This window comes from Streptomyces sp. NPDC051452, assembly GCF_044454765.1.
GTDB lineage: Bacteria > Actinomycetota > Actinomycetes > Streptomycetales > Streptomycetaceae > Streptomyces.
Map to the genome: position 1 here is coordinate 47,738 of NZ_JBITEB010000017.1, position 25,551 is coordinate 73,288.

Genomic DNA, 25,551 nt, shown 5'->3' on the forward strand with positions numbered 1-25,551 from the left:
GGTGGGCCCATGGAAACGGGGAGCGGGGACGAGACCGCGATACCGGGGGACGAGCCGCGCTGGCGCGGGCTGGAACCCGGTCTGCTGCGTCTGCGACGGCTGCTGCTGCTGGTCTGGGCGGCGTCGCTCACGCTGGCCACGGGGCTGCCGCTGGGCCTGCTGGCGGGGCCGGGCTGGGCGGCCCTCGCGCTGCTGCCGCCGGCCCTCGCGCTGTGGTGCCGGCGCCTGCTGGAGCGCAACTGGCGGTCGTGGCGGTACACCGAGCGCGCCGACGACCTGCTGATCAGCCGCGGTGTGCTGTGGCGCGAGGAGACGGTGGTGCCCTACGGGCGGATGCAGCTGGTGGAGGTGACCTCCGGGCCCGTGGAACGGCGCTTCGGGCTGGCCACCGTGCAGCTGCACACGGCGGCCGCCGCGACCGACGCGACCATCCCCGGTCTGGCTCCGGCCGAGGCGGAACGGCTGCGCGACCGGCTCACCGAGCTGGGCGAGGCCCGATCGGCGGGCCTGTGACCTCCCCGGACCCCGGCGGCGTGACGGAGCACCGGCCCGTCGCCGAACGCCGGTTGCACCCGGTCACGCCCTTCCGCCGGGCGTGGGCGCCGGTCGCCGTCCTGGCCGGCTGGGCCGTGCACGACCCGAACGGGACCCAGGAGCAGCTGGCGCGGCTGACCACCACGGTGCTCGTGCTGGGCCTCGCCGTGCTGCTGCCGGTGGCCGGCCTGTACGGCTTCCTGTCCTGGTGGTTCACGCACTTCGCGGTCACCGACACCGAACTGCGCATCCGTACCGGGCTGCTCTTCCGGCGCACCGCGCACATCCGGCTGGAGCGCATCCAGGCCGTGGACGTCTCCCGGCCCCTCCTCGCGCGCGTGGCGGGCGTCGCGAAGCTGCGGATAGACGTCGTCGGCGCCGACGACAAGGACGAACTGGCCTACCTCGGCGAGCAGGAGGCCCGCGCCCTGCGCGCCGAACTGCTCGCGCGGGCCGCCGGTTTCGCGCCCGAGACGGCGCGGGAGGTCGGCGAGGCACCGGCGCAGGAGCTGCTGCGCGTGCCCCCGCGCGAACTGGTGCGCTCGCTGCTGCTGACGGGCGCCACCTGGGGCTCGCTGTGCGCCGCGCTCGTCGTACCGACCGTGTTGTGGCTGACCACGCACAACCCGTGGACGGTCCTCGCCAGCGCCCTGCCGCTGCTCGGCGCGGCCGGGACGAGCAGCGTGGGGCGGTTCGTCGCCGAGTTCGACTGGACGGTGAGCGAGTCCCCGGACGGACTGCGCATCGACCGCGGACTGCTCGACCGCGCCCACGAGACGGTGCCGCCCGGCCGGGTGCAGACCCTGCGGATCGTCGAGCCGTTGCTGTGGCGGCGGCTCGGCTGGGTCCGGGTGGAACTCGACGTGGCCGGCTCCGCGAACGCGGTGCTGGTGCCGGTGGCCCCGCGCGCGCTGGCCGAGTCGGTCGTCGCGCGCGTGCTGCCCGGGGTGGAGGTGCCCGGGGAGCTGTCGCGGCCGCCGCGCCGGGCCCGGTGGTGCGTGCCGGTGTGGTGGCGCGGCCACCGAACCGCCGTGACCGACACGGTGCTCGTCACCCGCGCCGGTCTGCTGCGCCGCAGGCTCTCGCTGGTCCCGCACGCCAAGGTGCAGAGTGTGCGGCTGACTCAGGGACCCTGGGCGCGCCTGTGGCGGCTCGCCGACGTCCATGTGGACACAGGGGCCGACAAGACCGTGACGGCCCGCCTGCGGGACGCGCAGGAGGCCGGGCGGCTGCTGCGCGAACAGGCGGAGCGGTCCCGCACCGGCCGCCGGGACGCCCGGCCGGACCGCTGGATGACCGGCTGAGACGGCTCAGGAGGCCGCGGTGCGCAGCCCCTGGATGTCGATCTGCTCGGTCTCGTCGTGCGCGGTCAGGTCGATGACCTGACCGACCCCGCGCGAGCGGGCGTCGGCGGGCTTGAACTCGCTCTCCGCCTCGGCCTTGTGCACGGCGAGGGCCTCCTGGCCGACGACATCGGCGAGGTCCTCGTTCTGCACGGCGTCCAGCGCGGCCTTCGACTCGCCCTTCTGGGTGCCGAAGAAGTCGAAACCGCCCTCGACCATCGGCCGTCGCGCGGGCGCGGCCGGCACCACGGCCACCGCGGTCGGCACCGTGAAGTGCCCGGCGGGCTCGGCGTGGGCGGTCCCGGGGGCGCCCACGCGCGCGTGCTCCCGCTCCGCACTCCGCTCACCGCCCCGGGCGGCCTGGGGGGCCTGGACTGCCTGGGCGGCCTGGGCGTCCTCGGCATCCTTGGCATCCGCCACGGCGGACTCACCAGCGGTGTCCGTCACGCCGTCCGCGGTGGGTTCTCCTTTGGCGACGGGTGCCGCTTCGCCCCCCTCGGCCTCCTCCGCTCCCTCGGCCTCCTCGCCGACCGCGGCCCGCTCGACCTCGGCCGCATCGGCCACCCCGGCCGCCTCGGCCGTCGGCGCCTCCCGCCCGGGGGCGTCCGCGTCGAACCGGGCCAGGGCCGTCAGCGCCCGCCGGTACAGTCGCGCACCCTCGGCGGAGAACACCGCGTACGCCGTAGCCTCCCCCTCGGGCGCGTCGGGGTTCTGGGAATCCCCGGTGTCCCCGGTGCCCCCGGAAACCGCGTCGAGCGGCTCGCGCTCGGCTCCGCGCGCGGGCGGCAGCTCGGGCGAGGACGACGGCACCGCCGCCTCGATCTCCAGCAGCCTGCGCCCCTCCAGGGCGGTCGCGCGCTCGGTCTCCGCGGTGGCGTACCGGCGCAGCAGGGCCGCGTGCTCGTTGCGCAGGCCCGCGAGTTCCGCCCGCTTGGCGCGCAGCCGCTGCTCCAGTTTGGTCCGCAGCTCGCGGGACTCCTCCAGATCGGCCTCGAGTTCGGCGACCCGCTCCTCGAACCGCCACTCGTCGCTGGCACGCGCGCGTGTGAGGTCGGCGACCTGCTTGCCCGCGTGGGTGTCCCAGCGGCGCATCACGAAGGCACCGGCGACGGCCGTGGCCGCGGCGGCGGCGGCCAGCGCCCGCACGACCACGGCCTCGGAGAACGCCCAGGGGCCCAGTGCGCAGACGACGGAGACACCGGCGATCGCCGAGGGAGGCAACAGCCGGTGCAGAGGCGGGGAATGGCGGTGGCGTCCACGTGGCATGGCCAGAAACTTACCGCGCGTAGGCGGACCATGGGCCCCCGCCCCGGAAAAACACGGCCACTTCGCGCGGCTCACGGGGCGTCAGGCGCCCCGGCGGCTCAGTGGTCGGTGAGCCGCCCGCTCATCCACTGCAGCGTCGCGGGGATCTCACGCCGCCAGGTGTTGAAGTTGTGGCCGCCACTGTCGAGGATGATCGACGAGATCCGGGTGACGTTCGTGGCCTGCACCTGCTCTATGAACTTCAGCGTGTCCTTGTAGTTGTGCTCGCCGACCTTGCTGCTGGTCACGAGCAGCGAGGTGTCGGGCGCCGGCAGGTGCGTGAGCATCCACCGCAGGTCGGCACGATTGCGCAGGTTCCGGTCGCCGCGGAAGAGGTCACCGGTCGTGGGGTCGATCGGCGCCTTGTAGTACGGCGAGAGGCCCGCCGCGGCGGCGTACACGCGGGGGTGGTGCATGGCGAGCTTCAGCGCGCAGTAGCCGCCCGTGGAGTCGCCGACGATGCCCCAGCTGCCCGGCCGCCTGCCGACGCGGTAGTGCCCGCCCACGGCCTCGGGGAGGTCCTTGGCGAAGAACGACTCCGTCTGCGGCCCGCCCGGGATGTCCACGCACTCCGTGTCGCGCGGCGGCGCCACGGTCGGCCGCATCATCACCATGATCATCGGCTGCATCCGCCCGTCCTTGGCCAGCTGCTGCGCCGTGTTCGGGTAGTTGAGCTTCTTCACCAGCGCCTCGGCCGTGCCCGGGTAACCGGTCAGCACGACGGCCACCGGGAACGTACGCGTGCGGTACTGCGGCTGGAAGTACTCCGGCGGCAGGTACACGTACGCCGGAGTGGCGATATGACTCGTACGGCCGACTATGTCGACCTTCTGAATCTGTCCGCCGGTCTCCGGCCGCTTCCCGCTCACGCCCTTCACCTCGGAGGAGGAGACCACCTGGAGCGGGCCGCCGCTGCTGCCGTGGGCCGAGTGGTCGACGACGATCCCCTGGTCCGTCTCCTTGCCGAAGAGGTCCGCCCAGCTGCTGTAGAACCCGAAGGCCTGGTTGGCGGCGAGCCCGACGGACGCGAAGATCGCCAGCTGGGTGGCCAGCATCAGGGCGACGCGCCCGCTGACGGTCCGCCAGTTCTGCCTGGCCAGGCGCGGCCACAGCCACACCGTGCCGACGAACAGCACGGCGGCGAACATCGCCGCCAGCACCAGCACTTTGTTGCTCGTGAGACCCATGGGCTGTTTCCTGCGCTTTCTCGCCCGTGCCGGCCCCCGCTTCTTAGCGAGGACTTGCCCGAGGCTTTCCTTGGCCTTTGACCCGACTTTCCGGTGAGGAGTGAACCTCTCTCCCCGAGACACCGTCCTAGAGGGCGCAATGTCGCCGGATGCCCGAACGGGCCCGGGTCCAAGGTCTCTCGCAGAACTACGGGATGCGATGTCTGTCAGGATAGATGGGGAAATGTCGGGCCGGGTTCCGAGCCGATCAAGCCGGGCGCGGCGCCTACTGCGCGGCCCGCGTCCCGAGGCGGTCCCGTCTCTGGTCGGCCGGGCGGCCGCGCTCGTGGGCGTCCTGGACATCGCCGCGGGCGTGTTCCCGCGCTTCCGTCACAGCCGTATGCACGCCCTCGCCGAGGTGCTGCCGGGCTCCTTCGGGCCCTTCGCGGCGGCACTCTCGCTCAGCGCCGGTGTGCTGTTGCTGCTGCTCGCCCACGGCCTCAGGCGGCGCAAGCGCCGGGCCTGGCGCGCCGCGGTCGCGCTGCTGCCGGCGGGCGCGGCGGCGCAGTTCGCCTACCGGCACTCGCTCATCGGCGTGCTCATCGCGGTGGCGCTGCTCGTACCGCTGCTGCGCCACCGGGGCCAGTTCGCCGCGCTGCCCGACCCCCGCAGCCGCTGGCGCGCGCTCGCCAACTTCGTCCTCATGAGTGCCGGTTCCCTTGCTCTCGGGCTCGTCATCGTCAACGTCCACCCGGACCGTACGATCGGTGACCCGAGCCTGGCCGACCGGTTGACCCACGTACTCTACGGCCTGTTCGGTTTCGAGGGTCCGGTGGACTACCAGGGCAGCACCTCCTGGACCGTCGCCTTCTCCCTCGGCGCCCTCGGCTGGATCACCGCGGCCACCACGGCCTATCTGGCCTTCCGCCCCGAGCACCCGGCCGCCCGGCTCACCGAGCAGGACGAGGAGCAGCTGCGCGCCCTGCTGGCCAGGCACGGCCGCCGCGACTCCCTCGGCCACTTCGCGCTGCGCCGCGACAAGGCGGTCGTCTTCTCGCCCAGCGGCAAGGCGGCGGTCACCTACCGCGTCGTCTCCGGTGTGATGCTCGCTAGTGGCGACCCCATCGGCGACGTCGAGGCCTGGCCCGGTGCCATCGAACGCTTCATGGACGAGGCCAAGGCCCACTCCTGGACGCCCGCCGTCATGGGCTGCTCGGAGACGGGCGGCGAGGTGTGGACCCGTGAGACCGGCCTGGACGCCCTGGAACTGGGCGACGAGGCGGTGGTCGACGTGGCGGATTTCTCGCTCGCCGGACGCGCGATGCGCAATGTGCGCCAAATGGTCAAGCGCATCGAGCGGGCCGGCTACGAAACGCGGGTGCGGCGCGTCCGTGACCTCGGCGAGGCGGAACTGGAGCGCATCCGCCTCGCGGCGGAGGACTGGCGCGGCACCGACACCGAGCGCGGCTTCTCCATGGCGCTCGGCCGGATCGGCGACCCCACCGACGGCGACTGCCTCATAGCGACCGCGCACAAGCAGGACGACGAGCCCGGCGAGTTCGGCGACCTGAAGGCGATCCTGCACTTCGTGCCCTGGGGCGAGGACGGCGTCTCGCTGGACCTCATGCGCCGCGACCGCGCCGCCGACCCGGGCATGAACGAGCTGCTGATCGTCGCCGCCCTCCAGGCCGCCCCCCGGTTGGGCATCGCCCGGGTCTCGCTGAACTTCGCGATGTTCCGCTCCGCCCTCGCGCGCGGGGAGAAGATCGGCGCCGGTCCGGTGCTGCGCGCCTGGCGCGGACTGCTGGTGTTCCTCTCGCGCTGGTTCCAGATCGAGTCGCTGTACAAGTTCAACGCCAAGTTCCAGCCGCGCTGGGAGCCCCGCTTCGTGGTCTACCGGGCCTCCGCCGACCTGCCCCGCATCGGCTTCGCCGCCATGCAGGCGGAAGGCTTCGTCACTCTGGCGCTGCCGCTGCCGCGCTTCCTGCGCCGGCGCCGTTCCGCGGCCCGCCGCCCGTGCGCGCACGCCATGGCCGAGCACGACGTCCGAGCGGCCTGAGCCCACGCCCACCACCCCGGACCGGGCCCGGACGGAAAGCTCGGCCCCCTCCAGCACGGGGCTTTCGCCCGGGCCGCCCGTACGGTCGCACGGCCCCCGCGCCCGGGTCGCACGGCGCACTGGGGCAGCGCGCGCGTCGGCCGCCACCCCACGGCGCCTACGCTGGAGGCATGACTAGCTTGTACGGGCGGGGCCAGGTCACCGGACTACCCCAGTGGGACCGCTGCGCGGTCATGGGTGTGGTCAACGTGACTCCCGACTCGTTCTCCGACGGCGGCCGCTGGTTCGACACGACCGCCGCCGTCAAGCACGGCCTCGACCTGGTCGCCCGGGGCGCGGACCTCGTCGACGTGGGCGGCGAGTCCACCAGGCCCGGCGCGGCCCGCGTGGACGAGGACGAGGAGCTGCGGCGCGTCATCCCCGTGGTGCGCGGCCTCGCCTCCGAGGGCGTCGTCGTCTCCGTGGACACCATGCGCGCTTGTGTCGCCGAGCGGTCCCTGGCGGCCGGCGCCGCCCTCGTCAACGACGTCAGCGGCGGTCTCGCCGACCCCGCGATGATCCCGGTGGTCGCCGACGCCGGCGCCCCGTTCGTCGTCATGCACTGGCGCGGCTTCCTGCGCGGCGACAACGTCAAGGGGACCTACGAGGACGTCGTCGGCGAAGTCGTGGACGAACTGCACGCGCGCGTGGAGGCCGTGCTGGCCGGCGGTATCGCCGCCGACCGGATCATCCTCGACCCCGGCCTCGGCTTCTCCAAGGAGGCCGAGCACGACCTCGTCCTCCTCGCCCACCTGGACCGACTGGGCGCCCTGGGCCACCCGCTGCTGGTCGCGGCCTCCCGCAAACGGTTCCTCGGCCGGGTCCTGGCCGGCGCGGAGGGCTCGCCCCCGCCCGCCCGGGAGCGCGACGCGGCCACGGCCGCCGTCTCCGCGCTGGCAGCGCACGCCGGCGCGTGGGCGGTGCGCGTGCACGAGGTGCGTGCCACCGCGGACGCGGTGCGAGTCGCCCGCGCCATAGAGGGGGCGCGCGCGGCGGGTTCCGCGCCCGGCACCCATGGCGAGCGTGGGGCGGAAGGAGACCGGTGAGCGCCGCCCATACCGACGTGGAGCAGGTCGAGGCCGCCAACACCGCCTTCTACGAGGCACTGGAGCGCGGCGACTTCGAAGAGGTCTCCACGGCCTGGCTCGCCCCTGCCGAGCTGGGCGTCGACGAGGAGTACCACGACCCGGCCGACGCCGGCGTCGTCTCCTGTGTGCACCCCGGCTGGCCGGTCCTCACCGGCCGCGGGGAGGTTCTCAGGTCGTACGCCCTGATCATGGCCAACACCGACTACATCCAGTTCTTCCTCACCGACGTGCATGTCTCGGTCACCGGCGACACCGCGCTCGTGACGTGCACCGAGAACATCCTCAGCGGCGGCCCCGCCCCGCAGGACGGTGGGGAACTCGGGCCGCTGGTCGGCCAGCTCGTCGTGGCCACCAACGTGTTCCGGCGCACCGCCACCGGCTGGAAGCTCTGGTCGCACCACGCCTCCCCGGTCCTGGCCGACGGCGACGACACCGACGAGGAGGACGGCGACAGCGGGGTGAACGGCGTGAACGGCGTGAATCCGGACGACGATCCCCTCGCCTGAGCGGTTGGACACCCGGCGGACACCGCGCACGCCCCCAGGGGGACCAAGAAGTGGTTGGAATCACCTACCCCCGGGTATGAGCGGCTACCACCCCATGAAGCCGCCGGGTCCCCCGGGGGAACACGGGGTGAACCCTCCAGGTCCCGGCCCGGGCCCGGGCCCCCGCGGCCCGGCCGTGTCGGTGGCCGCGGGTAGATTCGTCTGAGGCCGGCGTATCGCCCGCACGCGGTACCGACCGGTCGTTCCCGACGATTGCAGGAGTGATTCGCGTGGATCGTGTCGCGCTGCGCGGCCTCAAGGCCCGCGGGCACCACGGCGTGTTCCCCAGGGAGCGCGAGGAGGGCCAGACCTTCATCGTCGACCTCGTCCTCGGCCTGGACACGCGGCCGGCCGCGGCCGACGACGACCTGACGAAGACCGTGCACTACGGCATCGTGGCCGAGGAGGTCGTGGCCGTGGTCGAGGGCGAGCCGGTGAACCTCATCGAGACGCTCGCCGAGCGGATCGCCCAGACCTGCCTGAAGCACGAGGGCGTCCAGGAGATCGAGGTTTGCGTCCACAAGCCGGACGCGCCGATCACCGTGCCCTTCGACGACGTGACCGTCACCATCACCCGGAGCCGAGTATGACCCGACCTTTCACCCAGGGTCAGAGCGACCCGACCGTCCAGCCGGTGCCCGCCTCGGTCGTCGAGCGGGTCGACGCCGCCGACACGACGCTGAGCAACCCCAAATGGTCCGTGATCTCCATCGGCGCCAACCTCGGCAACCGCCTGGAGACCCTCCAGGGCGCCGTCGACGCCCTGGAGGACACGCCGGGCGTGCGGATCAAGGCCGTGTCGCCGGTGTACGAGACCGAGCCGTGGGGCGTCGAGCCCGGCAGCCAGCCCTCGTACTTCAACGCCGTCGTACTGCTGAAGACCACCCTGCCCCCGTCCTCCCTGCTGGAGCGGGCGCACGCCGTCGAGGAGGCGTTCAACCGCGTGCGCGACGAACGCTGGGGGCCGCGCACCCTGGACGTCGACATCGTCGCCTACGCCGACGTCACCTCCGACGACCCGCACCTCACCCTGCCCCACCCCCGGGCCCACGAGCGCGCCTTCGTGCTCGCCCCGTGGCACGACGTGGACCCCCAGGCCCAGCTGCCCGGCCGCGGCCCGGTGGCCGATCTCCTCTCGCTCGTCACTCGCGAGGGCGTCGAGGCTCGCGGGGACCTGGAACTCCGACTGCCCGAGTAGTCGTTAAGGTCAAGACGACCAAGATCCGGGATCGGTCCGGGGGAACTGAAGGGACACCGTGAGAGAGCTGCGCATCAGGGTGCTGGTCGGTGTGTTCGTGGTGGCCGGCGTCCTGTCCTGGGCGGGCGCCCGCCTCTGGAACTCGATCGGGACCCTGCCCGGCGTCCCCCTGGCCGCGCCGATCGTCCTGGCGCTGATCGCCGTGGTCCTGCTCTCGACGGCGCTCTCGCTGCGGACCCGGCTGAGGGCCCAGCGCGAGCGCCGCCCGGAGGCGAAGGGCGTCGACCCGATGATGGCCGCCCGAGCGGTCGTCTTCGGCCAGGCGAGCGCCCTGGTGGCCGCCCTGGTCGCCGGCATGTACGGCGGCGCGGGCGTCTTCCTGCTGGAGCTCCTCGACATCCCCGCCCGCCGGGACCAGGCCATCTACGCCGGCTTCTCCGTCCTGGCGGGCCTCGGCGTGATAGCGGCGGCCCTCTTCCTCGAACGGGTCTGCAAGCTCCCCGAGGACGACGACCAGAACACCCCGGGCGCGGAACCGGCTGCCTGACGCCCCCCGCGGGGCCGGCCGGGCGGCGGTTCCGCGGACAGGTCCTAGCGCGCCAGTATCAGGCTCATCGCCTCGGCACGGGTCGTGGCGTCCCGGAGCTGGCCGCGCACCGCCGAGGTGGTCGTCTTGGCGCCGGGCTTGCGGATACCGCGCACCGACATGCACATGTGTTCGGCCTCGATCACGACGATCGCGCCGCGCGCCTCCAGGATCCGTACCAGGGAGTCCGCGATCTGGGTGGTGAGACGTTCCTGCACCTGCGGGCGACGGGCGAAGACCTCCACCAGACGCGCCAGCTTCGACAGACCGGTGATCTTGCCCGTCTCGGCGGGGATGTAACCGACGTGCGCCACGCCGTGGAAGGGCAGCAGGTGGTGCTCGCAGAGGGAGACGATCTCGATGTCCTTCACCAGGACCATCTCGTCGTGTCCCAGGTCGAACGTCGTCGTCAGCACGTCCTCGGGTTCCTGCCTCAGGCCCGCCAGCAGCTCCCGGTAAGCCCGTGCCACCCGAGCCGGGGTCTCCCGCAGGCCCTCCCGGTCCGGGTCCTCGCCGACCGCTATCAGGAGCTCGCGCACGGCGTTCTCGGCGCGCTTCTCGTCGAACTCGCCGATGGAGCCGGCTCCGGCCAGCGTCACGGGGTCGGTCATCTGATGCCTCGTTCCTGTACGTCTTACCCGCGGGCATAGACAAGCGCCGCGCCCCCCAGGCTAAAACCTGGGGGGCGCGGCATCCATTCCGGTCCACGACCGGAACGGGTCAGCTCTCGGAGCGGTCCTCCGGAGTCTGCTCCGTGACCGGGGCGGATTCCGAGGCGGTGGACTTGACCGTGCTGATCGCGGCCGTCGCGCCGTTGGCACCGTTGGTCAGTGCCAGCTCCTTGGGGGAGAGCACCGGCGGTCGGGTGGACGGCGTACGCCGGGAGGAGCCGGTCCAGGCGGGCCGGGGAGGACGCTTGACGATCGGGGCGAAGACCTCGGCGATCTCCTCCTTGCCGAGCGTCTCCTTCTCCAGCAGCTGCAGGACGAGCTGGTCGAGCACGTCGCGGTTCTCGACCAGGATCTCCCAGGCCTCGTTGTGCGCGGTCTCGATGAGCTTCTTGACCTCTTCGTCGACCAGCGCGGCGACCTCTTCCGAGTAGTCGCGCTGGTGAGCCATCTCACGGCCGAGGAAGGGCTCGCTGTTGTCGCCGCCGAACTTGATGGCACCGAGCCGCTCGGTCATGCCGTACTGCGTGACCATCGCGCGGGCCAGGTTGGTGGCCTTCTCGATGTCGTTCGCGGCACCGGTGGTCGGGTCGTGGAAGACCAGTTCCTCGGCCGCGCGGCCGCCCAGCATGTAGGCGAGCTGGTCCAGCATCTCGTTGCGCGTGGTCGAGTACCTGTCCTCGTCGGGCAGGACCATCGTGTAACCGAGGGCGCGACCGCGGGACAGGATCGTGATCTTGTGGACCGGGTCGGAGTTCGGCGAGGCCGCCGCGACCAGGGCGTGACCGCCCTCGTGGTACGCGGTGATCTTCTTCTCCTTGTCCGACATGATCCGGGTCCGCTTCTGCGGGCCCGCGACCACGCGGTCGATCGCCTCGTCCAGCGCCTTGTTGTCGACCAGCTTCTGGTCACCGCGGGCGGTGAGCAGCGCGGCCTCGTTCAGCACGTTGGCGAGGTCGGCGCCGGTCATGCCGGGCGTACGGCGGGCGACGGCGGCCAGATCGACGTCGGGGGCGACCGGCTTGCCCTTCTGGTGGACCTTGAGGATCTCCAGACGGCCCTGCAGGTCCGGCGGATCGACCGCGATCTGGCGGTCGAAGCGGCCGGGGCGCAGGAGGGCCGGGTCGAGGATGTCCGGACGGTTGGTGGCGGCGATCAGGATGACGCCGCCCTTGACGTCGAAGCCGTCCATCTCGACCAGGAGCTGGTTCAGCGTCTGCTCGCGCTCGTCGTGACCGCCGCCGAGGCCGGCGCCGCGGTGACGGCCGACCGCGTCGATCTCGTCGACGAAGACGATCGCCGGGGCGTTCGCCTTGGCCTGCTCGAACAGGTCACGGACCCGGGAGGCACCGACACCGACGAACATCTCGACGAAGTCGGAACCGGAGATCGAGTAGAAGGGGACGCCCGCCTCGCCGGCCACGGCACGCGCAAGGAGCGTCTTGCCGGTACCCGGGCGGCCGTAGAGCAGCACGCCCTTGGGGATCTTGGCGCCGACGGCCTGGAACTTGGCCGGCTCCTGGAGGAACTCCTTGATCTCCTGGAGTTCCTCGACGGCCTCGTCACAGCCGGCGACGTCGGAGAAGGTCGTCTTCGGGGTGTCCTTGGTGATGAGCTTGGCCTTGGACTTGCCGAAGTTCATGACCCGGGAGCCGCCGCCCTGCATCTGATTCATCAGGAACAGGAAGACGACCACGATCAGGACGAAGGGCAGCAGCGAGAGCAGAACGCCGAGGAACGGGTTCTGCTTCGACGGCGAGACGGTGTAGCCGTCCGGAATCTGCTTGTCCTGGTACTTGGTCTGCAGGGTGCCGGCGATGGTCACGCCCTGATCGCCGATGTAGCTCGCCTGGATCTTGGAGCTGCCCTCGACCTTGGTGCCGTCCTTGAGCGTGACCTTGATGCTCTGTTCGTCACCGGTGGTGAGTTTGGCCGACTCGACCTTGTTGTTGTTGATCGCCGCCACGACTTGGCCGGTGTCCACCGTCTTGTAGCCGCCGGACGAGCCGACGACCTGCATCAACACGACCACGGCAAGGACGGCCAGCACGATCCACATGACCGGCCCACGGAAGTATCGCTTCACGTCCATCCATACGGAGCGGTGTCGCCCCGTCCCTCCTGCCATAGTGAGTTTGATAAGACAGTTCTTCTGACGGTACCCCAGCATGGATGCCCGAAGCCGCACGAAGCCGCTTCCGACGGCCGGGAAACCCGTCTCTGCAACCTTCAACGGCACGGGAGCCGCCGGGGTTCCCGATCGTCCTACCGGCTTGGGCCGACTGGCCCAGCCGGGGACCCCGTGAGGCTCAGCCGCCGTAGACGTGGGGCGCGAGCGTACCCACGAACGGCAGGTTGCGGTACTTCTCGGCGTAGTCGAGGCCGTATCCGACGACGAACTCGTTCGGGATGTCGAAGCCGACCCACTCGACGTCGATGTCGACCTTCGCGGCGTCCGGCTTGCGCAGCAGCGTGCACACCTTCAGGGAGGCGGGCTCGCGGGAGCCGAGGTTGTTGATCAGCCAGGACAGGGTCAGACCGGAGTCGATGATGTCCTCGACGATCAGGACGTGCTTGTTCTTGATGTCGGTGTCGAGGTCCTTGAGGATCCGGACGACACCGGAGGACTGGGTGCCCGCGCCGTAGGAGGACACGGCCATCCAGTCCATGGTGACGGGGGACGACAGCGCCCGGGCGAGGTCCGCCATGACCATCACCGCGCCCTTGAGGACACCGACGATGAGGAGATCCTTGCCCGCGTATTCCGCGTCGATCTTCGCGGCCAGCTCGGCCAGCTTCGCGTCGATCTCTTCCTTGGTGATGAGCACCCGCTGGAGGTCGGCACCCATGTCTTTCGCGTCCACCCGCATCACTTTCGGTCGTCCCGCACTTACGGCCGTATGCACGGCCTCCGGCCGCCCGACCGGCCGCCGGAGGAGCGCTCCGGGAGGTCGGGATTCAGCCTTGCCGAATCACCAGTCTGCCACCCTGCCGCCGGGCGACGACTTTGCCCGGGAGGTTGATGGCTCCCTGGCCGCGCCAGCCGGTGATCAGGCGGTCGACTTCCTCGAGGTGCCGGGCGAACAGCGAACCGGCCGGAGCGCCCGCCTCGATGGCGGCCCGGCGCAGGATCCGGCGGCGTACGGCGGGCGGCAGCGCGTACAGCTTGGCGCACTCCAGCAGCCCCGCCCCGTCCCGTACCGTGGCCTCGGCCTGGCCGGCCCAGGCGTCGAGGGCGTCGGCGTCGTCGCGGGCGAGCTGGGCGGTGCGGGCCAGCGCTTCCACGACGCCTTTGCCGAGGGCCTTCTCCAGGGCGGGCAGGCCCTCGTGCCGCAGCCGGGAGCGGGTGTAGGCGGGGTCGGCATTGTGCGGGTCGTCCCAGACGGGCAGGGACTGGACCATGCAGGCCTTGCGGGCGGTCTGCCGGTCCAGTTGCAGGAAGGGACGCCGGTAACGGCCGTCGGCCCCCGAGACCGCGGCCATCCCGGACAGGGAGCGGATGCCGGAGCCGCGGGCGAGGCCCAGCAGGACGGTTTCGGCTTGGTCGTCGCGGGTGTGGCCGAGCAGGACCGCGGCGGCGCCGTGGCGTTCGGCCGCCGCGTCGAGGGCGGCGTAGCGGGCGTCGCGGGCGGCGGCCTCGGGCCCTCCGTCGCGGCCGACGGTCACGGCGACGGAATCGACCGGGTCGAGACCGAGCCGGCGCAGCCGCAGCGCGACCTCGTCGGCGCGGAGGTCGGAACCGGCCTGGAGGCCGTGGTCGACGGTGACGCCGCCGGCGCGGAGGCCGAGTCTGGGGGCTTCGAAGGCGAGGGCCGACGCGAGCGCCATGGAGTCGGCGCCTCCGGAACAGGCGACGAGCACGAGCGGAGAGGGGGGCCGCTCGGCTGCTCGGTCCGGGTGCCGGCCGAGGGCCTGCCCGTCCGGCTGTGGGCCGGTGGTGTGGACGTTGTTGAGGATGTCGTGAAGTACGCGGCGGACCGCCAGGCGTATCGCCGCGACCGCAGGATGGGGACCCATGTCCGGTTCCCTTCATGAAGTTTCGGGGGGTGAGCCCGAGTTCGGTCACTCAGAGTGTGTAGATGGTGACAGAACCGGGCCGATACCCGAGCATTGCACGCCTACGCGGGGCTCACGGTCCCTCGGACGGGTGATTGGAGGGGCGTTCGCCTGCCGTCGGCCGGATTCGGCTCACGACTCCCCCAGCGCCGTTCACGACTCGGTCTTGCGGTGCACCCGCGCGACCCAGTCCGCCGGTTTGGCGATCTCGGCCTTGGTGGGCAGGGTGTTCGGGGAGGTCCACACCCGGTTGAAGCCGTCGACGCCGACCTCGCCGACGACCGCTCGGACGAAGCGCTCGCCGTCCCGGTACTGTCGGAGCTTGGCGTCCAGGCCGAGCAGTTTGCGCAGCGCCAGGTCGAGGCGGGAGGCGCCCTTGGCGCGTCGCTGCTGGAACTTCTCGCGGATCTCGGCGACGGTCGGCACGACACTGGGGCCGACGCCGTCCATCACGAAGTCGGCATGGCCCTCCAGCAGGGACATCACCGCGGTGAGCCGGGCGAGGATCTCGCGCTGGGCCGGGGTCTGCACCAGCTCCACGAGGGAGCGGCCGCCGTCCTCGCCCTCCTCGCCCTCGGGGCGCCCCCCGGCGAGGGACTGGGCGGCCTCCCGGATGCGCTCCAGGAAGGCCATGGGGTCGACGTCGGTCTCCGCCAAGAACGACTGGATTTCACCTTCGAGGTGGTCGCGCAGCCAGGGCACGGCGGTGAACTGCGTGCGGTGCGTCTCCTCGTGCAGGCACACCCAGAGCCGGAAGTCGTGCGGATCCACGTCCAGTTCACGCTCGACGTGGACGATGTTGGGGGCGACCAGCAGCAGCCGGCCGCCGCCGTTCTGACCGGCGGGCAGGTCGCGGCCGGCCGGGGCGAAGGTCTCGTACTGGCCGAGGACGCGGGAGGACAGGAACGACAGCAGCATGCCGAGTTCGACGCCGGTGACCTTGCCGCCGACGGCACCGAGGACGGCGCCGGCGGGGCTGCCGGCGCGCCGTTCCTGCATCTTCTCCAGGAGCGGTTTGAGGATCTCGCGGAAGCCGGCGACGTTGGCGCGGACCCAGCCGGGGCGGTCGACCACCAGGACCGGGGTGTCGTGGGTTTCCTCGGTGCTCATACGAGTGAAGCCCCGGACGTGTTCCTCCGAGGCCTTCGCGTGCCGTCGCAGCTCCGCGACGACGGCCCTGGCGTCGTCGCGGCTGACGTCGGGGCCCGGCCGTACGAGCCGGGTCGCGGTCGCCACCGCGAGGTTCCAGTCGACCATCCCGGGAGATGTGGTGCCACCGAAGCCAGTCATGCGTCAACCGTACGTGAGCGTGCTCGCTTTGGGGCAGGCCCGTGAAGTCGGCGGGGCGTCCGGGGTGTCACCGGCGGGGACGGCGCCGCGCGTTCGGGGGTGCGGGGCGCGGTGCCGGGCGCGTCCGCCGGTGCGCGGTGCTCGGCGGACACGGGCTCGCCGGGGACGGTGGTGCTGGGCCCCGTCGCACGACGCCCGTGGTGGCGAGCGGGGTGCGGTGGCGCTTGGTCGCCGGCACGTGCCTCAGCGGCAGCCGCACGCCGCCAGGGCCGTCGCGGTCCGGTCCAGGGCCGACTGGGCGGCCTGCGGGTCGGTGGTGCCGGAGGCCATGAAGGCGAAGGCCAGGAGGTGGCCGTCGGCGTCGACGACAGTGCCCGCCAGGGTGTTCACGCCCGTGAGGGTGCCCGTCTTGGCGCGGACGAGACCGGAGGCGCCGTCGGCGTAGCGGTCGGTCAGCGTGCCGGTGAAGCCGGCGACCGGCAGGCCGGTGAGGACGGAGCGCAGACCGGGGCGGCCCGGGTCGCCGGCCTTCACCAGCAGGGCGGTGAGCAGGTCGGCCGTCAGCCGGTCGTCGCGGTCGAGGCCGCTGCCGTCGTGGAAGGAGGCGCCGGACATGGGCAGTCCGAGCTTCCTGAGCTGCATGGCGATCGCCTGGGCACCCCCGGCGAAGCCGGCCGGCCGGCCGCCGGCGAGCGCGGTCTGGCGGGCCAGGGCCTCGGCGATGTCGTTGTCGCTGTTGGTCAGCATGCGTTCGACCAGCGCGGACAGCGGGGGTGAGGAGACGGTGGCCAGGGTCTCGGCGCGGGTCGTGGCCTTGGAGGGGCCGGGGGCCGTGGTCTTGATGCCGGCGCTCTCGAGATAGCCGGCGAACTTGCCGGCCGCGTCCGCCGCCGGGTCGCCCACGCGGGTCGCCGGACCGCTGACGGAGCCGTCGGTGCGGCCCTCGTCGGCGCTCAGGGCGCTGACGGCGGCGAGGTTGTCGTTGACGCCGATGGGGTGCAGGGCGGGGCCGGAGAAGAGCGTCGTGTCGTACGACAGCGTGACCCGGTCGATGCCTCGCTTGCGCAGCGCCCGGGCGGTGCCGTCGGCGAGCGTGCGCAGGCTCGCCCAGCCGCCGGCGTTCCGGTGCGCGGTGAGGGTGGGGTCGCCGCCGCCGACCAGGACGAGTTCGCCGGTGTCGGGTTCGAGGGCGGCGCGGGTGGTGAGGCGGTGGTCGGCGCCGAGCGCGGACAGGGCGGCGACGGCGGTGGCGATCTTGGTGGTGGAGGCGGGGGTGAGGGCCTTGCCCGCGTCGGCGGCGTAGAGACGCTCGCCGGTCGTCACGTCGACGACCGCGGCGGCGTGGCTGTCGCCCAGCTCGGAGGCGCCCAGGAGGGGCCCGAGGACGTCCGAGAGGGTTTTCCCGTCCGGGGCGGTCTTCTTGGTGCCGATGGCGCCCGCGATGCCGCCCAGGCCCGTCAGGACCGGTGGGGCGCTCGGCGCGGGCCGTGCCACGCCCGTCGATCCGGCCGGCCGGCCGTGATCTGCGCCACCTGCCCGCTCCAGGGCGGCGGCCCGGTCCCGCTCGGCCGTACGCTGACCATTGGCGTCGAAGGGGCCTGCCACGGTCACCACGCCGGCGGCCAGAGCCAGGCCGGCGGTCGCGGCGCCCGCGGTGTACTGCCAGGTCCTGACGGTCCGCGAACGGGGGAGGTGCGCAGGTCGCAGCCGTACGGCGGTCGCCAGCCGCGTGATCCCCGGTCGCGCGGCCGAGACGGCCCGCGTCATCCGCGGTCCCACGGCGTTCGCGATCCGCGTCAGCCGCGGTCTCGCGGCTCGCCAAGGCCTCAGCTCTGGCACGACACCAGCCCCTTTCGCGATCACACACCTGCGTGAGGGACACTTAACCACCAGAACTATGTGTTGATCATGGAGGAGCCACCGGTGGAGTTCGACGTCACGATCGAGATCCCGAAGGGTTCGCGCAACAAGTACGAGGTGGACCACGAGACCGGTCGGATCCGCCTGGACCGTCGCCTCTTCACCTCGACCGCCTACCCGACCGACTACGGCTTCGTCGAGAACACCCTCGGCGAGGACGGTGACCCGCTGGACGCGCTGGTCATCCTGGACGAGCCGACGTTTCCCGGCTGCCTCATCCGCTGCCGCGCCATCGGCATGTTCCGCATGACGGACGAGGCGGGCGGCGACGACAAGCTGCTGTGCGTCCCGGCCACGGACCCGCGCGTGGAGCACCTGCGCGACATCCACCACGTGTCGGAGTTCGACCGCCTGGAGATCCAGCACTTCTTCGAGGTGTACAAGGACCTGGAGCCCGGCAAGTCGGTCGAGGGTGCCAACTGGGTGGGCCGTACGGACGCCGAGGTGGAGATCGAGCGGTCGTACAAGCGCTTCAAGGAGACGGGCGGCCACTGACCGGCCGGTTTGCCTTCCACGGGCCGCGGCACCCTCAGGGGGGTGGCGCGGCCCGTGTGCGTATTGATGCGCATACTGAGGTCCTGGGAAGGTGAACGTTCAGGGAGCGGTGCGAGGTGTCGGAGGCGGAGGACCGCAAGCCCCGGTCGGACGAGGCGCGGTACGACCCGGAGATCACGTCCGAGTTCGCCGTTCCGCAAGGGCTCGATGTCCCCAAGCCCGGCGGTGAGACGGAGACGACCTCCGAGTTCGCCGTCCCGCGCGGCTTCGAGGTGGCCCAGGCGCCGAGCCCGGAGCCGGAGGGCTCGGCGTTCAGCACGCCGGCCACCTACCAGGCCAGGACCGCCCCGCCCGCGTTCACGCCGGCCACCGGGGTGCCGCTGGTCAGCCTGGTCAAGGACGCCCCCTGGCAGGACCGGATGCGCACGATGCTGCGGATGCCGGTGGCGGAGCGGCCGGCGCCGGAGATCGTGCAGCGGACCGAGGACGAGGGCCCGGCCGTCCCGCGCGTGCTCGACCTGACGCTGCGTATCGGGGAGTTGCTGCTCGCGGGCGGCGAGGGCGCGGAGGACGTGGAGGCCGCGATGTTCGCGGTGTGCCGGTCCTACGGCCTGGACCGCTGCGAGCCGAACGTCACCTTCACCCTGCTGTCGATCTCGCATCAGCCGTCGCTGGTCGAGGACCCGGTGACGTCGTCGCGCACGGTACGGCGGCGGGGCACCGACTACACGCGGCTGGCGGCCGTCTTCCGGCTGGTGGACGACCTGACCGACCCCGAGACGCATGTCTCCCTGGAGGAGGCCTACCGGCGCCTCGCGGAGATCCGCCGCAACCGGCACCCCTACCCCGGCTGGGCGCTGACCCTGGCGAGCGGACTGCTGGCCGGCGCGGCCTCCCTGCTGGTCGGCGGTGACCTGATCGTGTTCGTCGCGGCCGCGCTGGGCGCGATGCTCGGCGACCGCCTGGCCTGGCTGTGCGCGGGGCGGGGGCTGCCGGAGTTCTACCAGTTCACGGTGGCCGCGATGCCGCCCGCCGCGGTCGGTGTGGCGTTCGCGCTGGCACACGTCGACGTGAAGGCGTCCGCCGTCGTCACCGGTGGTCTGTTCGCCCTGCTGCCGGGGCGGGCGCTGGTCGCGGGCGTGCAGGACGGCCTGACGGGCTTCTACATCACCGCGTCCGCGCGGCTGCTGGAGGTCATGTACTTCTTCGTCGGCATCGTCACCGGGGTGCTGCTCGTCCTGTACTTCGGGGTGAAGGTCGGCGGCAAGCTGAATCCGGACGCGGGGCTGGCGCTCTCCCAACGGCCGCTGCTGCAGATCGCGGCCTCCATGCTGCTGTCCCTGACCTTCGCGGTGCTTCTGCAGCAGGAACGGTCCACCGTGCTCTGGGTGACCCTCAACGGGGGCGTGGCCTGGTCCGTGTACGGCGCGATGCACTACGCCGGGGGCATCTCGCCGGTGGCCTCCACGGCGGCGGCGGCCGGGCTGGTCGGACTGTTCGGGCAGCTGCTGTCGCGGTACCGGTTCGCGTCGGCGCTGCCGTACACGACGGCTGCGATCGGGCCGCTGCTGCCCGGTTCGGCGACCTACTTCGGACTGCTGTCCATGGCGCAGAACGAGGTGGACAAGGGGCTGGTGTCCCTGGCCAAGGCCGCCTCCCTGGCCATGGCCATCGCCATCGGGGTCAACCTCGGCTCGGAGATCTCCCGGCTGTTCCTGCGGGTCGGCTCCGCGGGCAAGCGGCGGGCCGCGAAGCGCACCAGGGGCTTCTGAGCCGGTCAGTGGTCGCGCTGGTCGCCGCGCTGGTCGTACGGGTACGGGTTCTGCCCGTAGTGCTGCTGGTCGTACTGCTGGTCGTACTGCTGGTCGTACCGCTGCTGCTGACCGTGCTGGTTCTGACCGTGCTGGTTCTGAACGGGCTGGCTCTGGTCGTACTGGTTCTGTCCGTACTGCTGTTCGGGGTACTGCTGCGGGGGGTACTGCTGCTGAGCGTGCTGTCGCTGGTCGTAGTACTGGTCGCCGTAGCCCTGATCGCCGTGGCCCTGGTCGCCGTAGCCCTGGTTCCAGTGCTGCTGCGGGGACTGCTGGTAGGGCTGCTGCTGGTAGGGCTGCTGCCGGGGGTCGTAGGGCTGGTCCGGGTCGATCGTGCGCAGGCGGGTCGTCGCGTCGTCCATCGCCGGCTGCCGGTACTGGTACGCGGGCTCGGGCTCGGGCTGACGGCCACCGGGGCCGGGCTCGGGCTCGGGTCGGGCGGCCGCCTGCTTGCCCCTGCCGCGCGCGCGGAGCAGCTCGATCACGATCGGGACCACCGAGACGAGCACGATCAATATGAAGATCGCCTCGATGTTGTTCTTGACGAAGTCGATCTTGCCGAGCCAGGAGCCGAGCAAGGTGACGCCCGCGCCCCACAGGGCGCCACCGATGACGTTGAAGATCAGGAACGAGCGGTACTTCATACCGCTGACGCCCGCGATGATCGGCGTGAACGTGCGCACGATCGGCACGAAGCGGGCCAGGATCAGGGACTTCGGGCCGTACTTCTCGAAAAACTCGTGCGCCTTGTTCACGTTCTCCTGCTTGAACAGGCGCGAGTCGGGGCGGTTGAACAGGGCCGGGCCGACCTTCTTGCCGAACATGTAGCCCGCCTGGTCGCCCAGCACCGCCGCGACGCAGATCAGGGCGATCGCGCCCCACAGCGGGAAGTCCAGCTTGTTCGAGGTGATCAGCAGACCGCAGGTGAACAGCAGCGAGTCACCCGGCAGGAAGAACCCGATGAGCAGGCCGGACTCGGCGAAGACGATGAGCAGCAGGCCCCAGACGCTGTAGGTGCTGAGCAGATAATTGGGATCCAGCCAGCTCGGGCCGAGGGCGAGTGTCATCACGAGTCCGGGCTCCTGGGGGTGAGGCGGCTACGGCGTCCCTGGGGGACCGCTCAAAGCTACCAACGTCAGGTGACCGCCCCGGGTTCCACCGGTGTCTCAGGCGCCGCCCCGGTCGGCGTTGGCGGCGATGGCGGTGCGCAGATGTCCGGCCAGACCCGGTCGTATGGCGTCGTAGTGCGCCGTGAAGCGCTCGTCCGCCACGTACATCTCCCCCAGGCACCGGTGCATGGCGTACGTGCAGTCGTAGAACCACCGGGAGATGTGCCGCCGGTGCTCCTCCGCCAGGTCCATGGCCGCCTCGCCGTCCGCCGGGGCGCCGGCGGCCAGCAGCGCGGCGTACCGCGTGCCCCACTCGTCGGCCTCGGCCCGCAGGCGCTTCCAGTCCTCCTTGGTGTAGCCGGCGGCGCGGCGCTGTGACTCGGCGTACTCCGTGGTGCCGCCCCAGCGCTGTTCGGCCTCCTCGCGGTAGCGCTCGGGGTCCTGGTCCCCGAAGACCTCGAACCGTTCCCGGGGGGTGAGGTCGATGCCCATCGTGCGTGCCTCCATGGCGTGCTCCACGGCCGCGGCCATCTGCCGCAGCCTCTCGATCCGGGCGGTCAGCAGCCCGTGCCGCCGGCGCAGTCGTGCGCGCGGGTCCACTTCCGGGTCGTCCAGCAGGGCCGCGACCTCGTCGAGCGGAAAGCCGAGCTCCCGGTAGAACAGGACCTGCTGGAGCCGGTCGAGATCGGCGTCGGTGTAGCGCCGGTGCCCGGCGTGCGTGCGCTCGCCCGGCACCAGCAGGCCGATCTCGTCGTAGTGGTGCAGGGTGCGCACCGTGACCCCGGCGAACCCCGCGACCTGTCCCACGGAGTAGCTCACGTTCCGCTCCTTGTCGTCGTCGGTACGACCACGATGAGGCCTGACGTGGCGTGAGGTGCAAGCCCGTTCTCGTTCGGGAGGTTGTGAGCGTTTCGTCCGCTTATGGTGACCCCGTGGCCCAGGAAACGGCACGGCAGACGCCCCCGACCTCTCCGACGGCCCCGGCACGGGCTCTGCTGCCGTTCATCCTGCCCGCCGTCGTCGTGGGCGTGGCCGCGAGTCTGGTCCTCGTCGGTCTGAGCACGGCGGCGGATCGGCTCCAGAGCGTGCTGTGGGGTCCCCTGCCGGACGCACTGGGGGTGGGCCGCTACTCGGTGCCGTGGATGTTCGCCGTGCTCCTCGCGACCGGGCTCGCCGTCGGTCTGGTGGTCTGGAAGGTGCCCGGCCACGCCGGTCCCGATCCGGCCACCCTCGGCCTCGACGCTCCCGTCATGCGGCCTGCCGTGCTCCCCGGCCTGGTGCTGGCCACCGCGCTGATGCTGGCCGGTGGTCCGAGCCTCGGCCCGGAGAACCCGATCATCGCCGTGAACGTGGCCCTCGCCGCCTGGCTCGGCGGACGTCTCGTACGCCGGGCGCCCGACACGCTGTGGCCGGTGCTGGCCGAGGCGGCGACGCTCGGGGCGCTGTTCGGCACGCCCGTGGCCGCCGCGCTGGTCATCTCCGAGGCGCTGGCGGGGCGGCCGATGCCGGGCCGGCTGTGGGACAACCTGTTCGCGCCGCTGACCGCCGGCGCGTGCGGGGCCCTGACGACCACCCTGGTGGCCCATCCCACCTTCGATCTCGGTCTGCCGCCCCTGGGCCACGCCCGCTGGGGGGATCTGCTCGCCGCCGTGGTGATCGCCCCGGTGGCGGCCCTGCTCGGCATGTGCGCCGTCTACGCCTTCCCCTACGTCCACGCGGCCTTCCGGCGGCTGCGGCACCCCATGCTGATGCTTCCGGCCGGCGCGGTCGTCCTCGGGGCCCTGGCGGCCCTGGGCGGTCGTCTGACGCTCTTCAAGGGGCTGTCGGAGGTCGGGGAGCTGGCCCACGACCCGGGCGGCTGGTCGGCCGGGCAGTTCGCGCTGATGGCGGTGGTGAAGCTGGCCGCGCTGCTGGTCGCCGCGTCCTGCGGCTTCCGGGGCGGCCGCATCTTCCCCGCCGTCTTCGTCGGCACCGCCCTCGGCCTGTGCGCGCACGCGCTCGTCCCGGCGGTCCATCCCTCGGTGGGCGTGGCCACGGGCGTTCTCGGCATGCTGCTGGCCATCACCCGGCAGGGCTGGGTGAGCCTGTTCACCGCCGCCGTCCTGATCACCTCGCCCGGCATCCTCGCCCTGCTGTGCGTCGCCTCGCTGCCGGCCTGGCTGCTGGTGACGGGGCGCCCGCAGATGCAGCTGCACCGGGACGGCACCCCGGTCCGCTGACCCCGACCCCCATCTTCCGGAGGCACACCCCATGGCCCTGCACAAAGGTTCCGCGAAGCGCCAGCGGCGGACGATGTCGATCAACCCGTTCTTCGGGGAGGCCAACCCCGTCGGCGGCATGACCGAGGCCCCGCCCACACACCGGCTGCCGGACGCCCCGATGCCCCCGGCCACGGCGTACCAGCTGGTGCACGACGAGCTGATGCTCGACGGCAACTCCCGGCTGAACCTGGCCACCTTCGTCACCACCTGGATGGAGCCGCAGGCCGGGGTGCTGATGGCGGAGTGCCGGGACAAGAACATGATCGACAAGGACGAGTACCCGCGCACCGCCGAACTGGAGCGGCGCTGTGTGGCGATGCTCGCCGATCTGTGGAACGCGCCGGACCCCTCGGCCGCCGTGGGCTGTTCGACCACCGGGTCCAGCGAGGCGTGCATGCTAGCCGGGATGGCGCTCAAGCGGCGCTGGACGCAGCGCAACGCGGACCGGTACCCGGGCGCGCACCCCAATCTCGTCATGGGGATCAACGTCCAGGTGTGCTGGGAGAAGTTCTGCAACTTCTGGGAGGTCGAGGCCCGGCTGGTCCCCATGGAGGGCGACCGCTTCCATCTCGACCCGCAGGCCGCGGCGGAGCTGTGCGACGAGAACACCATCGGGGTCGTCGGCGTCCTCGGCTCCACCTTCGACGGGTCCTACGAGCCCATCGCGGAGCTGTGCGCGGCCCTGGACGCCCTGCGGGAGCGCACCGGCCTGGACGTCCCCGTACACGTCGACGGGGCCTCCGGCGCGATGGTGGCGCCCTTCCTGGACGAGGACCTGGTGTGGGACTTCCGGCTCCCGCGCGTGGCCTCGATCAACACCTCCGGGCACAAGTACGGGCTGGTCTACCCGGGCGTCGGCTGGGCCCTGTGGCGGGACAAGGAGGCGCTGCCCGAGGAACTCGTCTTCCGGGTCAACTACCTGGGCGGCGACATGCCGACCTTCGCACTCAACTTCTCCCGGCCCGGCGCCCAGGTGGTGGCCCAGTACTACACGTTCCTGCGGCTGGGCCGCGAGGGCTTCCGGGCGGTGCAGCAGTCGACGCGGGACGTGGCCGTGTCACTCGCCGGACGGATCGAGGCGCTCGGCGACTTCCGGCTCCTGACCCGCGGGGACCAGCTCCCGGTGTTCGCGCTCACCACGGCCGACGACGTCACGGCGTACGACGTCTTCGACGTCTCCCGGCGGCTGCGCGAGAGCGGCTGGCTGGTGCCCGCGTACACCTTCCCGGCCGACCGGGAGGACCTGTCGGTGCTGCGGGTGGTGTGCCGCAACGGCTTCTCCCACGACCTGGCCGACCTGTTCGTGGACGACCTGACGCGTCTGCTGCCGGAGCTGCGCCGGCAGGAACGCCCCCTGACCCGCGACAAGCAGGCGGCCACCGGCTTCCACCACTGACGACCGGACCACCCCGCGCACCGGTCACCCACGGGCGGCCGGTGCGGTCTCGTATCAGGTGATCGGTGGTCGCCCCCGGGTCGCGTTCCCCCGGCGGTTATCCCGCCTGTTCCAGGGCCACCAGCTCGAAGGCGGTCTTGCCGTCCAGCGACTCGCGGATGATGTCCGCGTGGCCGGCGTGCCGGGCCATCTCGCGGATCAGGTGCAGACACACCCAGCGCAGCGAGACCCGGCCCTCCGGCGGAAACCAGGGGTCGGGCGGCAGCGGGAAGGTGTCGTCCAGGCTGGGCGCGGAGCGGATGAACTTCTCCGTGGCGGCGGCGACCTGCTCCCAGTACGCCAGCTGCGAGGCGACCGTCTCGTCACCGACCAGCTGGAAGGTCTCGTGCCAGTTCGACTCGTCGCGCAGTATCGCCGGCGGCTCCTGCCCGGCCCGCGCGATCCAGCTCTGCTCGACCTCGGTGACATGCTTGAGCAGACCGCCCAGGGACAGCGCGCTCGCGCTGGGCCGGGTACGGGCCTGCTCCTCCGTCAGCCCCAGCAGCGCCCTGCGGATCCCGCCGCGCTGTTCCTCGATGAACGCGAGCAGCGCCCCCCGCTCGTCGCCCTTCGTCTCCGCCGGCACATGAGTGACCATGACCTGCCGCCTTCCGTCGCTCCGGTTGCGCCGGGCTCCTTTTCC

Annotated in this window: 23 protein-coding genes; 12 read left to right on the plus strand and 11 right to left on the minus strand. The window is 72.0% G+C overall.

What is annotated here, in order from left to right:
* The first annotated feature begins 9 nt into the window (after positions 1-9).
* Together ACIBA9_RS30785 and ACIBA9_RS30790 are read left to right on the plus strand one after the other, a co-directional pair.
* Positions 10-513: a PH domain-containing protein gene (locus tag ACIBA9_RS30785; protein WP_393901869.1), complete on the plus strand. Its 504-nt coding sequence runs from the start codon at positions 10-12 to the stop codon at positions 511-513.
* A complete protein-coding gene (locus tag ACIBA9_RS30790) occupies positions 510-1,838 on the plus strand; it encodes a PH domain-containing protein (protein WP_399368139.1) in 1,329 nt (442 codons plus the stop codon). Before ACIBA9_RS30785 ends, ACIBA9_RS30790 begins: the two co-directional genes overlap by 4 nt.
* Before the next feature lie 6 nt (positions 1,839-1,844).
* Here the strand turns inward: ACIBA9_RS30790 and ACIBA9_RS30795 are convergent, their stop codons facing one another.
* On the minus strand, positions 1,845-3,143 hold the full coding sequence (locus ACIBA9_RS30795; protein WP_399368141.1) for a hypothetical protein: 1,299 nt from the start codon (positions 3,141-3,143) through the stop codon (positions 1,845-1,847).
* A 98-nt stretch (positions 3,144-3,241) separates the two neighbouring features.
* On the minus strand, positions 3,242-4,369 hold the full coding sequence (locus ACIBA9_RS30800; RefSeq protein WP_399368142.1) for an alpha/beta hydrolase: 1,128 nt from the start codon (positions 4,367-4,369) through the stop codon (positions 3,242-3,244).
* Between the two features lie 223 nt (positions 4,370-4,592).
* Here ACIBA9_RS30800 and ACIBA9_RS30805 point away from each other — a divergent pair, with 223 nt between their 5' ends.
* The 6 genes from ACIBA9_RS30805 to ACIBA9_RS30830 all read left to right on the plus strand — a co-directional run bounded on the left by ACIBA9_RS30805 (position 4,593) and on the right by ACIBA9_RS30830 (position 9,824).
* On the plus strand, positions 4,593-6,407 hold the full coding sequence (locus ACIBA9_RS30805; RefSeq protein WP_399368144.1) for a phosphatidylglycerol lysyltransferase domain-containing protein: 1,815 nt from the start codon (positions 4,593-4,595) through the stop codon (positions 6,405-6,407).
* Positions 6,408-6,577: 170 nt separating this feature from the next.
* On the plus strand, positions 6,578-7,492 hold the full coding sequence (gene folP, locus ACIBA9_RS30810) for a dihydropteroate synthase (RefSeq protein ID WP_399368146.1): 915 nt from the start codon (positions 6,578-6,580) through the stop codon (positions 7,490-7,492).
* Positions 7,489-8,040 carry a nuclear transport factor 2 family protein gene (locus ACIBA9_RS30815; protein WP_362150293.1) on the plus strand — a complete coding sequence of 184 codons (552 nt, stop codon included), beginning with the start codon at positions 7,489-7,491 and terminating at the stop codon, positions 8,038-8,040. The genes folP and ACIBA9_RS30815 overlap by 4 nt, the downstream gene beginning before the upstream one ends.
* Before the next feature lie 269 nt (positions 8,041-8,309).
* Positions 8,310-8,669 carry a dihydroneopterin aldolase gene (folB, locus tag ACIBA9_RS30820; protein WP_399368148.1) on the plus strand — a complete coding sequence of 120 codons (360 nt, stop codon included), beginning with the start codon at positions 8,310-8,312 and terminating at the stop codon, positions 8,667-8,669.
* Complete coding sequence (gene folK, locus ACIBA9_RS30825) at positions 8,666-9,277, plus strand: 2-amino-4-hydroxy-6-hydroxymethyldihydropteridine diphosphokinase (protein ID WP_362150288.1); 612 nt, start codon at positions 8,666-8,668, stop codon at positions 9,275-9,277. The genes folB and folK overlap by 4 nt, the downstream gene beginning before the upstream one ends.
* A gap of 58 nt (positions 9,278-9,335) precedes the next feature.
* Positions 9,336-9,824, plus strand: a complete 489-nt coding sequence (locus tag ACIBA9_RS30830) for a DUF3180 domain-containing protein (RefSeq protein ID WP_393901875.1) — start codon at positions 9,336-9,338, stop codon at positions 9,822-9,824.
* A gap of 44 nt (positions 9,825-9,868) precedes the next feature.
* Here ACIBA9_RS30830 and folE read toward each other — a convergent pair whose 3' ends face one another.
* The 6 genes from folE to dacB all read right to left on the minus strand — a co-directional run bounded on the left by folE (position 9,869) and on the right by dacB (position 17,644).
* Positions 9,869-10,474, minus strand: a complete 606-nt coding sequence (folE, locus tag ACIBA9_RS30835; protein WP_399368151.1) for a GTP cyclohydrolase I FolE — start codon at positions 10,472-10,474, stop codon at positions 9,869-9,871.
* 109 nt (positions 10,475-10,583) lie between these two features.
* On the minus strand, positions 10,584-12,623 hold the full coding sequence (gene ftsH / locus ACIBA9_RS30840) for an ATP-dependent zinc metalloprotease FtsH (protein ID WP_362150281.1): 2,040 nt from the start codon (positions 12,621-12,623) through the stop codon (positions 10,584-10,586).
* Positions 12,624-12,840: 217 nt separating this feature from the next.
* A complete protein-coding gene (gene hpt / locus ACIBA9_RS30845) occupies positions 12,841-13,401 on the minus strand; it encodes a hypoxanthine phosphoribosyltransferase (RefSeq protein WP_399368153.1) in 561 nt (186 codons plus the stop codon).
* A gap of 88 nt (positions 13,402-13,489) precedes the next feature.
* Complete coding sequence (tilS, locus tag ACIBA9_RS30850; RefSeq protein ID WP_399368155.1) at positions 13,490-14,548, minus strand: tRNA lysidine(34) synthetase TilS; 1,059 nt, start codon at positions 14,546-14,548, stop codon at positions 13,490-13,492.
* A gap of 192 nt (positions 14,549-14,740) precedes the next feature.
* Positions 14,741-15,877, minus strand: coding sequence for a zinc-dependent metalloprotease (locus ACIBA9_RS30855; RefSeq protein WP_362150273.1), 1,137 nt, complete (start codon positions 15,875-15,877; stop codon positions 14,741-14,743).
* A 243-nt stretch (positions 15,878-16,120) separates the two neighbouring features.
* On the minus strand, positions 16,121-17,644 hold the full coding sequence (dacB, locus tag ACIBA9_RS30860) for a D-alanyl-D-alanine carboxypeptidase/D-alanyl-D-alanine-endopeptidase (RefSeq protein WP_399368158.1): 1,524 nt from the start codon (positions 17,642-17,644) through the stop codon (positions 16,121-16,123).
* A gap of 156 nt (positions 17,645-17,800) precedes the next feature.
* On the opposite strand from dacB, the gene ACIBA9_RS30865 reads away from it, so the two are divergent.
* Both ACIBA9_RS30865 and ACIBA9_RS30870 read left to right on the plus strand, forming a co-directional pair.
* Positions 17,801-18,292: an inorganic diphosphatase gene (locus ACIBA9_RS30865; protein WP_362150479.1), complete on the plus strand. Its 492-nt coding sequence runs from the start codon at positions 17,801-17,803 to the stop codon at positions 18,290-18,292.
* Between the two features lie 116 nt (positions 18,293-18,408).
* Positions 18,409-20,064, plus strand: coding sequence for a threonine/serine exporter ThrE family protein (locus tag ACIBA9_RS30870; RefSeq protein WP_399368160.1), 1,656 nt, complete (start codon positions 18,409-18,411; stop codon positions 20,062-20,064).
* A gap of 5 nt (positions 20,065-20,069) precedes the next feature.
* Here ACIBA9_RS30870 and ACIBA9_RS30875 read toward each other — a convergent pair whose 3' ends face one another.
* Entirely contained in the window at positions 20,070-21,173 is a 1,104-nt protein-coding gene (locus tag ACIBA9_RS30875) for a DedA family protein (protein WP_399368161.1), read from the minus strand.
* Between the two features lie 96 nt (positions 21,174-21,269).
* The gene (locus tag ACIBA9_RS30880) at positions 21,270-22,031 is read right to left on the minus strand and encodes a MerR family transcriptional regulator (protein ID WP_399368163.1); all 762 of its coding nucleotides are present in this window, start codon (positions 22,029-22,031) and stop codon (positions 21,270-21,272) included.
* Positions 22,032-22,144: 113 nt separating this feature from the next.
* Here ACIBA9_RS30880 and ACIBA9_RS30885 point away from each other — a divergent pair, with 113 nt between their 5' ends.
* On the plus strand, positions 22,145-23,431 hold the full coding sequence (locus ACIBA9_RS30885; protein ID WP_399368165.1) for an ion channel protein: 1,287 nt from the start codon (positions 22,145-22,147) through the stop codon (positions 23,429-23,431).
* 31 nt (positions 23,432-23,462) lie between these two features.
* Entirely contained in the window at positions 23,463-24,869 is a 1,407-nt protein-coding gene (locus tag ACIBA9_RS30890; protein WP_399368167.1) for a glutamate decarboxylase, read from the plus strand.
* 97 nt (positions 24,870-24,966) lie between these two features.
* Here the strand turns inward: ACIBA9_RS30890 and ACIBA9_RS30895 are convergent, their stop codons facing one another.
* Positions 24,967-25,506 carry a DinB family protein gene (locus ACIBA9_RS30895; protein WP_399368169.1) on the minus strand — a complete coding sequence of 180 codons (540 nt, stop codon included), beginning with the start codon at positions 25,504-25,506 and terminating at the stop codon, positions 24,967-24,969.
* Positions 25,507-25,551 lie beyond the last annotated feature (45 nt).